Annotated in this window: 11 protein-coding genes; 8 read left to right on the forward strand and 3 right to left on the reverse strand. The window is 61.4% G+C overall.

Annotated features, from left to right (window positions below; translation table 11 throughout):
- Nucleotide 1 precedes the first annotated feature (1 nt).
- The gene (locus AC25BC_RS34995; protein ID WP_128407730.1) at nucleotides 2-1,060 is read left to right on the forward strand and encodes a LacI family DNA-binding transcriptional regulator; all 1,059 of its coding nucleotides are present in this window, start codon (nucleotides 2-4) and stop codon (nucleotides 1,058-1,060) included.
- A gap of 41 nt (nucleotides 1,061-1,101) precedes the next feature.
- Here AC25BC_RS34995 and AC25BC_RS35000 read toward each other — a convergent pair whose 3' ends face one another.
- Nucleotides 1,102-2,118 carry a LacI family DNA-binding transcriptional regulator gene (locus tag AC25BC_RS35000; RefSeq protein WP_003555622.1) on the reverse strand — a complete coding sequence of 339 codons (1,017 nt, stop codon included), beginning with the start codon at nucleotides 2,116-2,118 and terminating at the stop codon, nucleotides 1,102-1,104.
- 179 nt (nucleotides 2,119-2,297) lie between these two features.
- Between AC25BC_RS35000 and AC25BC_RS35005 the strand changes: the two genes are divergently transcribed.
- From AC25BC_RS35005 to AC25BC_RS35025, 5 genes are all read left to right on the forward strand, one after another.
- Complete coding sequence (locus AC25BC_RS35005; protein WP_128407728.1) at nucleotides 2,298-3,545, forward strand: ABC transporter substrate-binding protein; 1,248 nt, start codon at nucleotides 2,298-2,300, stop codon at nucleotides 3,543-3,545.
- A gap of 82 nt (nucleotides 3,546-3,627) precedes the next feature.
- Entirely contained in the window at nucleotides 3,628-4,551 is a 924-nt protein-coding gene (locus AC25BC_RS35010; RefSeq protein WP_012760759.1) for a carbohydrate ABC transporter permease, read from the forward strand.
- Entirely contained in the window at nucleotides 4,551-5,420 is an 870-nt protein-coding gene (locus AC25BC_RS35015; RefSeq protein WP_128438971.1) for a carbohydrate ABC transporter permease, read from the forward strand. The genes AC25BC_RS35010 and AC25BC_RS35015 overlap by 1 nt, the downstream gene beginning before the upstream one ends.
- Nucleotides 5,421-5,447: 27 nt before the next feature.
- On the forward strand, nucleotides 5,448-7,391 hold the full coding sequence (locus AC25BC_RS35020) for a glycoside hydrolase family 127 protein (RefSeq protein ID WP_128438970.1): 1,944 nt from the start codon (nucleotides 5,448-5,450) through the stop codon (nucleotides 7,389-7,391).
- Between the two features lie 9 nt (nucleotides 7,392-7,400).
- Nucleotides 7,401-8,501 (forward strand): ABC transporter ATP-binding protein, encoded by a 1,101-nt coding sequence (locus AC25BC_RS35025; RefSeq protein ID WP_003555616.1) that lies wholly within the window; start codon nucleotides 7,401-7,403, stop codon nucleotides 8,499-8,501.
- Nucleotides 8,502-8,551: 50 nt separating this feature from the next.
- On the opposite strand, the gene AC25BC_RS35030 is transcribed toward AC25BC_RS35025, so the two are convergent.
- On the reverse strand, nucleotides 8,552-9,463 hold the full coding sequence (locus AC25BC_RS35030) for a dihydrodipicolinate synthase family protein (protein WP_012760756.1): 912 nt from the start codon (nucleotides 9,461-9,463) through the stop codon (nucleotides 8,552-8,554).
- 149 nt (nucleotides 9,464-9,612) lie between these two features.
- Between AC25BC_RS35030 and AC25BC_RS35035 the strand changes: the two genes are divergently transcribed.
- Nucleotides 9,613-10,317 carry a GntR family transcriptional regulator gene (locus tag AC25BC_RS35035; protein WP_003555614.1) on the forward strand — a complete coding sequence of 235 codons (705 nt, stop codon included), beginning with the start codon at nucleotides 9,613-9,615 and terminating at the stop codon, nucleotides 10,315-10,317.
- A gap of 29 nt (nucleotides 10,318-10,346) precedes the next feature.
- Here the strand turns inward: AC25BC_RS35035 and AC25BC_RS35040 are convergent, their stop codons facing one another.
- A complete protein-coding gene (locus AC25BC_RS35040; RefSeq protein ID WP_128438969.1) occupies nucleotides 10,347-11,645 on the reverse strand; it encodes an alpha/beta fold hydrolase in 1,299 nt (432 codons plus the stop codon).
- A 122-nt stretch (nucleotides 11,646-11,767) separates the two neighbouring features.
- Between AC25BC_RS35040 and AC25BC_RS35045 the strand changes: the two genes are divergently transcribed.
- Nucleotides 11,768-12,910, forward strand: coding sequence for a M24 family metallopeptidase (locus AC25BC_RS35045; RefSeq protein WP_012760753.1), 1,143 nt, complete (start codon nucleotides 11,768-11,770; stop codon nucleotides 12,908-12,910).
- The last annotated feature ends 159 nt before the right edge of the window (nucleotides 12,911-13,069 follow it).

Genomic DNA, 13,069 nt, shown 5'->3' on the forward strand with positions numbered 1-13,069 from the left:
CATGTCAATCGAAGAAAAACAAAAGCCGCAACGGAATGATCGCGTAACGATCCGGACCGTGGCAACTCACGCCGGCGTATCGGTCGCAGCAGTTTCCAAGGTGATGCGAAACGCCTATGGCGTCAGTGATGCACTACGCGCAAGGGTGACTGATTCCATCGAAGCACTCGCATATCGCCCCTCGCGGGCAGCACGAGGGCTGCGTGGCCGGAGTTTCACCATCGGCGTGCTCCTGATCGATATCCGCAATCCTTTCCTTCCGGAGGTGATTGCCGGCGTGAACGGGGTGCTGGCGCCTTCGCACTATCAGGCGATGATCGGGGTCAGCGATGCGCGCGTGCAGCTGGAGACGTCGTTGATCGAGTCGATGATCGACTACAAGATGGATGGCCTGATCCTCGTTGCGCCGCGTTTGCCCTCGGACATCCTCGCAAAGTTCGCAGTCCAGATACCGATCGTCGCCGTCGGTTACCACGATGCCAGCGCTACGGCCTTCGATACCGTCAATGCCGACGATCAGCGCGGCGCGGAGATCGCGGTGGAAGCGCTTCTTGCCTGCGGCTATCGCGACATCGAAATGCTGAGCCTTGGCGAGCGCCAGGGGCACGCGGTCTCCGTCGTCCGCCAGCGTGAGATCGGGTTTCGCCGGGCGATGCAGCGTGGCGGGCTCGGCTCCTCGCCAGCGATCGGCAAGATTCCGATTGCCTCGCCAAAGCGGGAAGAGGCGATGCGAAAATTCCTATCGAGGAAGGACAGGCCGCGCGCCGTATTCTGCTGGAGCGATCTCGACGCGATCACCCTTCTCAGCCTGGCTATGGAGATGGGCGTGCGCGTCCCCGAAGATCTCGCCGTCATCGGATACGACAATTCGCCGACCGCAGCACTCGGCCTCGTCAATCTCGCAAGCATCGATCAGTCGGGCAGGGAACTCGGTCAGGTCGCAACCCGGGCCCTCATTTCCAGAATAGAAGGCCGCACCGCTTCCGAGCATATTTTCCAGATACCGTCGCTGGTCAGCCGAAACAGCCTGGCCCGTTCCGGCAATTCCACGGACAGATAATAGCGACGACGGCCGGCTTGCCGGTGTTGCTGCCGTCGTTTTCAGTCGGATTGAGGGGGACTGCCGCAAGACTGCCGCACGACCAGGCGACACGGCAATCTGGTGATGCCGGCAGGGACCGGTTCACCCTTGGAGAGGCTGAGGATTGCCAGGCCGGCGCGATGGCCCAGTTCCTTCAACTCCATGTCGATGGTGCTGAGCGGCGGGCGCGTTTGCCGTGCGACGACCTCCCAATTGTCGAACCCGACCACGGCGACATCCGTGGGAATCTCCACATTGAGGTCGCGCAGCGCGTCGATGACTCCGCGGGCGATCTCGTCACTGCCGCAGAAGATGGCGTCGGGCTTTGGGCCGGGCCGGGCAAACACCGTCTGGACGGCTTCGTGACCCCATTCCTCCGACCACTCGCCGAACATCGCTTCGGCACCGTCGCCGCAGGCATCAAGATAGGATTGGGCGCGGATGCGAGCGGCGAGATAATCCCGCGGCCCGGTGATGTGCAGGATCCGCGATCGACCGAGTTCTTTCAGGTGGTCGACGGCGAGGCGGGCGCCCTGTTCGTCATCAGGGAAGAAAGTGACGCTGTCGGCCGGCCCCTCGGCAAAGACGTAGACGACGGGTATCGGCAAGCGGGACAGCTGGACCGGCGGCTTGAGGTCGAGGCGGGTCGCGGTGAATATGATGCCGTCGACCTGCCGGTCAAGAAGCGCCTCCAGGTGCAGCTGGGCGAGCCTTGGATCATTGTTCGTGGCGCAAAGGAAGACGGAAACGCCGTGATCGACGAGCACCTCCGATACCCCGGCCGCCATCGGCAGCGTCAGTCTGCCATAGGTGTCGTTGGTCAGCATGCCGATCGCATGACTTCGCTTGCTCAGCAACCCACGGGCGAGTGCGTTGGGCCGAAATCCGATTTCTTCCGCCACACGCCGGACCCGCTCGCGTGTCTCGGGCTTCGTCCGGCCAGTGTCGTTCAGCGCGTTCGACGCCGTCGAAATGCTGACGCCTGCAGCCTTCGCCACGTCGTAAATCGTCCGTCTCCGATCGCCGCTATTCTTCAAATTCCGCCTCGTCATCGGTTCGTGATAAAAGCTTTTAGCAGAAAAAAATGTGCTGTTAAAAGGTTTTATCAAACGGACATCAGATTTATGCACACAGACTGTCGACAGCCAAAAATTTCTGATCTAACGTCCATTTCGTCCGACGGCCTTGGGCCTGAACGAGAAAAAGGGGAACAAGCATGCTTCGACTAAAAACAACGATCACTGCTCTTGCGCTGCTGGCAAGCTCTTCTCTCGCCGGCGCCGAAGAAATCACCCTATGGGTGCGCACGTCGTCCGGCGCCGTCCTTCAGGGACTGGCAGACAAATACAATGCCGCACATTCCGACAAGGTCAATGTCACCCAGATCACGGCGGAGCAGATGGTGCCGAAACTCGGTGCGGCGATTGCCGGCAGCGCGGCTCCTGACGGCGCCGTGCTCGACCTGATCTATCTCCCGACCTTTGCCGCGGCGGATGGTCTCGAGGATATCTCCGACTTCGTGAAGGGCTTGCCCTATTCCTCCGCGATGAGCCCGTCGCACATCCGTCTTGCCACCTATGACGGCAAGATCTATGGCGTGCCGGCCCTGCCGGATGCCTCGATCATCGCCTATAACACCGATCTGTTCACCAAGGCCGGCCTCGACCCCAACAAGGCGCCGGCATCGATGGAGGAGGTCGCCGCCGATGCGAAGAAGATCGCCGCGCTCGGCAACGAGACCTACGGCTTCTATTTCGTGGCAAATTCGGGAAGCTGGCTGATCTACGACTTCCTGCCGCATCTGTGGGCCGCCAATGCCGATGTGCTGAGCGATGACGGCCGCAGCGCCACGGTCGATACGCCGGCGCTGCGTGAGACCATCGCTGCCTATCGCGATATGTGGAAGGCCGGTGCGATCCACCCGACCTCGCGTTCCGGCAACGGCAACAATGCCGTCGAAGCCTTCGCCTCGGGCAAGGTCGGCATCCTGATGACCGGCTCCTACATCGTCAATCTGCTGACCAGCAAATATCCCGACGTGAAATTCGCCGTTGCGCCGATCCCGGGGCCGAAGGGTGGTGCATCGAGCTTTGCCGGCGGCGACACGCTGTCCCTGATAAAGGGCATCAGTGAAGAGAAGAAGAAGGTCGCGCTCGACTTCGTCAATTTCTACATGCAGCCCGAGCAGCAGGTCTATATCACCCAGGAATCGGGGATGCCGTCGCGCACCGACCTCGCAGCGGAAGCCTATGCGAAGTTCGACCCGCGCAATCTCGTTGCCTACGATATCCTCGCCAAGGCGCGCACGCCCTACACTTTTTCGTCCGATGAACTCTTCGTCAGCCGCACCGGGCCCTTCCTCAACCTGATCCAGGGCACGATCTTCGGTGACGACGTCGACGGAACGATTGCCAAGACGCAGGCCGACTTCACCCGTATCCTTGAACGTACCAATCCGAACTAAGCCAACGCGTTTCGTCAGGGTGTCCGTGGATGCCCTGACGTCCATTTCACATCTCGACATTCAAGCGGAAGGAGGAGTTGCGGTGGTATCCTCGACACTTCGCAGCCGGAGGCGCGCAATCGCGACCGGAGAAGCCGAGCCAAAGGGTTGGCTTGGTCTTGCCTTCATCCTGCCGGGCTTGCTGTTCATCGTCGTGCTTTTCCTCGTGCCGCTTGTCATGACGGTCTGGATGAGCTTTTACAATTGGCCGCTTCTCGGCCGGACGAAGTTCATCGGCTTGTCCAACTATGCCGAACTGATCGGCGATACCCAGCTCTGGCATTCCCTGGGTTTCACGCTGCTCTACACTGTGCTGGTTACGGTTGCGATCTTCCTGGTGGCCTTTCCTCTGGCGCTGCTCGTCGACCGGCCGCTGCGGATCGCCGGCTTTTTCCGCACGATCTATTTCATGCCCGTCGTCATCGGCTTCGGGGCAGCCTCGACATTGTGGATGTGGCTGCTCAATCCCGATAGCGGCGTCTTTGCGCAGCTGCTGCGCGGCGCGGGCATCATCGACAGCGCCCCGAGGCCGCTCGAAAGTTTCTGGCCAGCCCTCGGCGTCGTCATCCTGATGGTCGTCTGGAAAACAGCGGGCTTCACGATGATCATCCTCCTGACCGGCCTTCAGAGCATATCGAACGACGTCATCGAAGCCGCCAGGATCGACGGCGCCAGCGTCTGGAGCCGGTTTCGCCGGATCACGCTGCCTTTGATGAGGAACTCGGTGGTGCTGGCGCTTGTCCTCAACGTCACCTCGTCGATGCTGGCCTTCGACCAGTTCTTCATCATCACCCAGGGCGGCCCCGAGAACAGCACGATCTCGGCGGTCTTCTCGATCTATCTCGCGTCGTTCTCATCCTACCGTCTCGGTTATGGCTCGGCGATCTCCTTTGCCCTGCTCGTCGTGCTGGTGGCGATCAGCGCCATCCAGTTCGTCCTGCTGCGCCAGCGGCCGGAGGAGGGTTGATGGAACGGCTCAACCACAATCTCGCAGGGAAGCCGGCGAGCGAGCGGCTCGGTTATCTCGCTTTCGTTCTGACGGCATGCGTCTTTGCCGTCTTCTTCGTGATGCCGATCGTCTGGTCTTTCGCCAATTCCTTCAAGCCCGCGGCCGCAGCACTTGCCGATCCGGCAGCGCTTTTCTCGAAAGCCTTCTCGCTCGAAAACTACCGTCGCCTCGAGCATGTCGGCGCCGGCTGGTACGTCTATGCCGGCAATTCGGTGCTGATCGCCGCCGGAACGGTGATCCTGACGGTGCTCGTCGCGGTGCCGGCGGGATACGGTTTTTCGAAGTTCCGCTTTCCCGGCCAGTCGCTGCTCTTCGTGCTGATCATGGCAACGATGATGATCCCCTTTCAGTCGATCCTGACGCCGCTTTTCCTGATCCTGAAATTCCTCCACCTGCAAAACAGCCTTCTCGGGCTGGTGCTGATCTACGTGACGTTCCAGCTACCCTTTTCCGTCTTCATGATGCGCAACGCCTTCGACGCGGTGCCAAAGGCGCTGATCGAGGCGGCGCGGATAGACGGTGCGTCGCAGGCGACGATCCTGCGCCGGATCATGCTGCCGATCGCGCTTCCCGGTGTTGCCACCGTTGCCATGTTCGCCTTCCTGAACTCCTGGAATGAATTCCTTGCCGCCCTCATCTTTCTGTCCGACCAGAACAAGTTCACGCTGCCGATCATGCTGGTCAATGTTTCGTCGGGCATCTATGGCATCATCGACTGGGGCGCGCTTCAGGCCGGCATAGCCGTGACCATGGTCCCCTGCATCCTGCTTTTCCTTCTCTTGCAACGATATTACGTGCGCGGCCTGACGGCCGGCGCCGTGAAGTAACAGCGCTCGTCCCGCTCAGGAGTCCTCATGACCAGCTCACCTCGTTTTCAACCGGCACGCGCTGCGGGACGGCAGCGATACAGGCCCGCCGACCATTCCAGTGTCGTGTTCCGTGGCGGTTTCTGGCAGAGTTGGACGGAGACGGTTCGCAACGTCACCATCCCGACACAGCACAAGCGGCTGGAAGAGGAGGGATTCCTCGAGGTGCTCGATTTTGACAAGCCGGCCGGGCCGCTGGTGCGCCCGATCCAGCCGAGCGGACTGTCGATGCAGCATTTCTTCGATTCCGATTTCGGCAAATGGATCGAGGCCGCAAGTTACACGCTGAAGGCTCACCCGAATGCGGCGCTCGAAACGAAGATCGATGCTATCGTCGAAAAACTCGAGAAAGGGCAGATGGCAGATGGCTACCTCAACAGCTGGTTCATTCGCCGCGAGCCGGACAGGCGTTGGACCAATCTGCGCGACCTGCACGAGATGTATTCGATGGGCCATCTGCTGGAGGGGGCCGTCGCCTATTACGAGGCGACTGGAAAGCGTCGCTTCCTCGATGTGATGATCCGCGCAGTCGACCATATCATCGAAACCTTCGGTGCCGAACCCGGAAAGCTCAGAGGTTATGACGCCCATGAGGAAATCGAGTTGGCGCTGGTCAAGCTCTACCGGGTGACGGGCGATCCGCGGCATCTGAAGCTTGCGACCTATTTCGTCGACGAACGTGGGCGAATGCCCTCATATTACGACGAGGAGGCTCGCAAGCGCGGCGAGAGCCCTGAGGATTACGTCTACAAGACATATGCCTATAGTCAGGCCCATTTGCCGGTGCGCGATCAGCACCAGGTCGTCGGCCACGCGGTTCGCGCCATGTACCTGTTTTCTGCGATGGCGGATCTCTCCCGTGAGAACGACGATCCGACATTGAAGGAGGCCTGCGACCGGCTTTTCGACAATCTGGTCAGCCGCCAGCTCTACGTGACCGGTGGCCTTGGCCCGTCGGCATCCAATGAAGGGTTCACCCGCGAATTCGACCTGCCGAACGAGACGGCTTACGCCGAGACATGCGCGGCCGTCGCGCTCGGCTTCTGGAGCCATCGCATGGCGCAGGTCGATCTCGACAGCAAGTTCACCGACAGGCTGGAAACGGTGCTTTACAATGGCGCGCTTTCCGGCATCTCGCGCGACGGCGAGCGTTATTTCTATGAGAACGTCCTTGAAAGCCACGGGCAGCACCGCCGGTGGAAATGGCATTACTGCCCCTGCTGCCCGACAAACATCGCCCGTTTTATCACGTCGCTCGGCCAATATTTCTATTCGACTGATGATCATCAGCTCGCCGTCCATCTCTACGGCACCAATTCCGCCGAGCTGACAGTCGGCGACAGCTTCGTGCGCCTGATCCAGGAGACGCAATATCCCTGGGATGGCGACATCAGCCTGCGGTTCGCCGTCGAGCGGCCAAGCCGGTTTCAGCTTCGTCTTCGGATCCCCGGATGGTGCAGGCAGGCGCAAATCTCGGTCAACGGCGTTGCCGTCGATCTCGATCAATGCGTGACGAAGGGTTATGCCGCAATATCAAGGGAATGGCGCAATGGTGACGAGGTGCGCATCGGCTTCTCGATGCCGGTCGAGCGCATCTACGCGCATCCTGCCGTCTCCGAAGACGGCGGGCGCGTCGCGCTGCGGCGCGGGCCTGTCGTCTATTGCATCGAGGAGACGGACCTCGGCGGCGAGCCGCAGCGGCTCCGCCTGCCGGCATCTGAGGAAATTTCTGCCCGTTACGATGCCTCGCTTCTCGGCGGAGCGACCGTCCTCGAAGGCACCGCGCTCGAAGCCGATATATCCGATTGGCAGAATGCGCTCTATCGCACCGCGCGCCCCGCGCTGAAGGAGCGGCCTTTCACCGCGATCCCCTATCACCTCTGGGCCAATCGCGAGCCCGGAGCGATGGCGATCTGGTTGCACGAGGTCTAGGAGAAAACCATGGCACGGCTGGAACTCAAGAGCATCGTCAAATCCTATGGCATCTACGAGGCCGTGCGCGGCATCAGCCTTGACATCGAAGACAATGAATTCGTCGTTTTCGTGGGTCCGTCGGGATGCGGAAAATCGACGACATTGCGCATGATCGCGGGTCTCGAACACATCACCGGCGGTGAGATCGTGATCGGCGACCAGGTCGTCAACCGGCTTGGCCCGGGCAAACGCGATATCGCCATGGTCTTTCAGAACTACGCGCTCTATCCGCACATGACGGTGCGGGAGAATATTTCGTTCTGCCTGGAGCAGCAGAAGCTCGCCAAGAGCGAGATTGACGCCCGTATCATCAGGGCGGCGGAAACCCTGCATATCAGCGAGCTCCTCGGCCGGCGCCCGGGCCAGCTTTCGGGCGGCCAGCGCCAGCGCGTCGCGATGGGGCGCGCGATCGTGCGGAACCCGAAAGTCTTTCTCTTCGACGAGCCGTTGTCCAACCTCGATGCCAAGCTTCGCGTACAGATGCGCACGGAGATCAAGCGGCTGCACCAGCTGTTGCCGACGACGACCGTCTACGTCACGCACGACCAGGTCGAGGCGATGACCATGGCGGATCGTGTCGTGGTGATGAATGGTGGCATCATCGAACAGGCGGGACCGCCGCAGGCGCTCTATCATCGGCCCGTCAGCCAGTTCGTCGCCGGCTTCATCGGCTCACCGTCGATGAATTTCCTGTCGGCGACGCTGCTATCAGGAGACAAGGGTCTCGTCGTCAAACTGACTGACGGCAGCGAGCTTCCGGTGCCGAAGGCGCGCGCCGGCGACTATGCCAGCCATGCCGGTAAATCAGTCGTGTTCGGGATCAGGCCGGAATCGATCACCGACCGCCAGGCCCGTCCTGGTTATGCCGACATCGAAGCTAAGATCGATCTTGTGGAACCACTCGGGCCGGAGACCATGGTCTATTTCGGCATCGGCGAGGCAAGTCTTTGCGCCTGCATCGATCCCGAGAGCGGGCCCAGGCCGATGTCGACGATGCCGCTCTCGTTCAACATGAACCAGATGCATCTGTTCGATCCGGCGACCGGCCGGTCGCTGGCGCTTGCCTGAACCGCAAACACGGAATGGCCGGCAACCGCGAGGGTCGCCGGCCTCGATGATCAGGCAGCCTGGCGGATCTTCGAAGGACGCGTGGCAGCGGCCTTCTCGACCATCGCGGTGACTTCGGCGCGTCGGGCGCCCGAAAGCGGCAGGCGCGGCATGCGAACGCGCTCGGAGCCGCGGCCCATGATCTGCTCGGCAAGCTTGATCGACTGCACGAGGTCGTGTTCGGCATCGAGGTGCAGAAGCGGCATGAACCAGCGATAGATCTTGCGGGCCTCTTCCCAGTCGCCGCGTTCGGCGGCGGCAACGAGCTGTACGGATTCCTGCGGGAAGGCGCTGGTCAAGCCCGAGACCCAGCCCTTGGCGCCGAGCATCAGGCCTTCAAGCGCCACGTCGTCGAGACCTGCGAAGATATCGAAACGATCGCCGAATTCATTGATGAGATCGGTGAAGCGGCGCGGATCCGGCGCGCTTTCCTTGACCGCCTTGATGTTTGGCACATCGGCAAGCACCTTCAGCACATCGGCGCCGATGTTGACGCGGTAGGCCGGCGGGTTGTTGTAGAGCATGATCGGCAGCGAGGTCGCTTCGGCGACGGTACGGAAATGCGCGATCAGCTCTTCGGGCTTCGGCACATAAACCATGGCCGGCAGCAGCATCAGCCCGTCGGCGCCGAGTTTTTCGGCGTCGCGAGCATAGGCGACGGCACGGCGCGTGTCGAATTCGGACACGCCCGTCACCACGGGAACGCGGCCGTTGACGACCTCGACGGCAGCTTTCAAGATCGTGCGCTTCTCCTCGGGGTCCAGCGAATTGTTCTCGCCGCATGTGCCCATGACGATCAGTCCGTTGACGCCATCGTTTACAAGCGCGTCCTGGACGCGCTGGGTCGAGGGCAGATCAACGGAAAGATCATCGTTGAACTGTGTCGTTACGGCGGGAAATACGCCCTTCCATCCTGTGGTCATTGATCGAGCCTCGTTGAAACTGGTTGCCTTATATACAAACTGTCGACAAGATTCAATGATGTGAGCTTACATATTTGAGACCCCGAAGACCGACATTGCGAGAATCGGCCGAAACGCAATACAAGGCTCTAACAAAAGAGGGCGGACGAATGCGGAACGACGCGGAAAATGTGCGGGTGCGCGGCTCTGGCACGCAGAGCGTCTATGTGACGCTCAGGCAGGAAATCCTGTCGATGGCGCTGGAACCCGGCAGTCCGCTCGACGAAGTGCGGCTGTCGGAGCGTTTCCGGATGTCGCGGACACCCATTCGAGAGGCGCTGTTGCGGCTCGCCGCCGATGGGCTCGTCACGACGCTGCCGAACAGGAACACGATCGTCGCAACGATCGATTTCGCAAGCCTGCCCACCTATTTCGAAGCGCTGACGCTGATGTACCGGGTGACGACGCGCGGCGCGGCGCAACGGCGAAACGGCGAGATCATGAAGACCATCCGCCGGCATCAGAAGGACTTCGCCGATGCCGTTGCCGCGCGCGATGCCTATGCGATGATCGAGGCCAACCGCGAATTTCACGTCGCGATCGCTGAACTAGCCGGCAATTCCTATTACACGGCCTTCTTCGCCAGGCTGCTCGACGAGGGCCGCCGCATCCTGCGCCTTTACTACTCGACATTCGACGACCGCCTGCCGCGCCAGTATGTCGACGAACACGAGGAGATCATCGCCGCAATCGAGGCCGGTGACGTCGAGCGGGCCGACCAACTGGCGATCGCCCACGCCGGGCAGATCGTCCGCCAGATCCAGGAATATATTGCCCGCGACCTCGACCGGCCGGTGGCGATCAGCATGTCCTGACGCGACGAGAGCAATGAACCGCTCGAGCCTCAAGAGGCGAGGGGGCCGCCTTGCTCTCTGACCAAGGTCATCAGCCGGCGCAGGACAGCCGCTGACTGGCGAACACCGTCATGCTCGAATTCGTTGGTCACCCATGCCTGCACATTGGCGACGTGGCGCGCTGTTTCGAGCGAAAGCCCGGCATCGACATACATGTCGTCATGATAGATGACCGCGGCGACCGGCACCTCGTTTGCAGCGAGACGTGCCGGAGCATAGAGCGGGGCGTAGTGCTCAAACGTTGCCAGCGCCTCGACACCTGCCCTGAAGGCCCTAAGCGAGCGAATTTCCTCGAACATCCAGGGATACATCATCTCCCCCGTCAACAGCAGCGGCCGCCGGTCGCCGGCAAAGGCCGGATGCTCGGCGCGGATGCGTTCGGCTGCCCAGGCAGTCGGCGTCCCGGCCTGGCCATAGATGCTTTCCTGCAAAACGGCGAAGAGCGGATTGTCGTCATATGAGGTCAGCGACATCACCGACGCGAGGAAGCGCTCGGAGAGACGTTCTTGTTTGGGACCGGAGAAAGCCTCGTCGACCAGCCAATGGATGTTCTCGTAACCCGGCGCCATGCCGAAATCGATGCCGATGGTCTGAAAGCGGCGAACGGAGAGGCGATCGCCATCGGGCAACCGCACCTCATTGGTCTCGATATAGTCGGCGATCCGGCCGATGCGTTCGGCATCCCCGGGGTAGCGGCGGTAATAGGCGGCGTTCTTTTCGGTAACGCGCGGGTAGGTGCGCCGATAGACATCATCGGCCGTCGCCCCAAGGCCGGCAAGGCCGCCGGTGACATAACAGGCGGAAAGTCCCTCCGGCGCCTTCGAGAGATAGGTGAGTGTCAGGAAGCCGCCATAGCTCTGGCCAAGCGTCTGCCAGCGCCCGCCGCCGAAGACGGTTTTCCTCACATGTTCGCAATCGGCAACGATGCTGTCGGCACGAAAGAGGCTGAGATAGTCGGCTGCGGCCCTGCCGTCGGCAAAGTGCTCCATCGTCGCACTTTCGATCCGGCTGCTGCGCCCGGTGCCGCGCTGGTCGATCAGGATAACGCGGTGCGTCTTCAGGGCTTCGGCAAGCCATGGCGGCCCGCCGTTGCTCGGCCGCGGCGACTTTCCGCCAGGACCGCCTTGAAGGAAAGCCAGCAACGGCAGTGTTTCACGACGGCGGGCGGGATCGCACACTTCACGTGCAAAAATCCGGATCGTCTCACCCTCCGGCTTCGACCAATCCAGGGGCACGTCGACCATATGATCGCGCATCAGCATGCCCGGTGTGGTGTATTCGACCGCCATGGCTATCTCCTCACTTTTCATGTCGACATATTGCCTACAGCGGCATTAGTGTCGGTTCAAGATCCTGGCTGCAAGGCGAGGGTTTCATCGATCTCGAGGCGCAGGAAAAGCAGGAAAACAACATGTCGTGGCAGCACCCCGTACCCCGCATCACTGAGGACGAACGGCAGAACCGCCTCGCCGGGCTTCGGAAACTGATCGAAGCCGAAGGATTGGCTGCCGTGCTTCTTGGGCCGACCGAAAGCCTCCACTACTTCACCGGGCTCGTCTGGCATCCGAGCGAAAGGTTCCTCGGCGCGCTCGTCATGCCCGCGACCATTTCCTACATCGTTCCGGGGTTCGAGCGCAGCCGTGTCGAAACGCTGCCACATCTGCCGGGGGAAATCCTGGTCTGGGAAGAGGAGGAGAGCAGCGCCGCTCTCATCGCCCGCCTTGTTGCCCAGCGCGGCAGACTTGCCCTCGACGATGGCTTGCCGCTTTTCTTCTATCACGCATTGGCAGCGGAGATGGGCGCGGCAAGGCTTGCCGATGGCGGGCGGCTGATCCGCGACCTGCGTTGCATCAAATCGGCTGCAGAGCTTGCCCTCATTCAGTATGCGATGGACCTGACGCTCGACGTCCACAAGCAAGTGCATGGGCTTTTGAAGCCGGGCATCAAATCATCCGAGGTGGTCGAATTCATCGACCGACAGCATCGCCAGGCCGGCGCCGATGCCGGCTCGACGTTCTGCATCGTCTCCTTCGGCGCGGCGACCTCGCTTCCGCATGGCGCCGACGGCGATCAGGTCCTTGGTCGCGACGACGTCGTTCTCGTCGATACCGGCTGCCGGATCGACGGTTATCATTCCGATATCACCAGGACCTATATTCTGGAGGACGGCAACAGCGCGTTCGAACGCGCCTGGTGGATCGAGCGCGAGGCGCAACAGGCCGTCTTCGACGCAGCCCGGATCGGCGCCGCCTGCTCGAGCCTCGACGATGCGGCCCGCAAGGTGCTTGCCAAACACTCGCTAGGCCCCGACTATCGCCTGCCGGGTTTGCCGCATCGCGCCGGTCATGGCCTCGGGCTCGAGATCCACGAGGAGCCATACATCGTTCGCGGCAACGACGCGCCGCTTGCCGCCGGCATGTGTTTTTCCAATGAACCGATGATCGTCTTCCCCGGGAAATTCGGGATCCGGTTGGAAGACCATATCTACATGACCGCCGAGGGACCACGCTGGCTGACCAATCCAGCGGCGGGACCGACAAAGCCATTCTCCTGAGAAGGCCCAATCTCGCCCGCTCAGGCAGCGCCGATTTTCAAGTGGCTGTCAGGCTGGGCGACCTTGAGGAGATCATCGCCGCGATCAAGCCTGACGATCGCTCACGCCGCGCAGATCGTCCGACAGCACCAGGACTATATTGGCCTCGATCTCGGCCGG

The sequence above is a fragment of the Rhizobium sp. WSM409 genome (assembly GCF_057653825.1).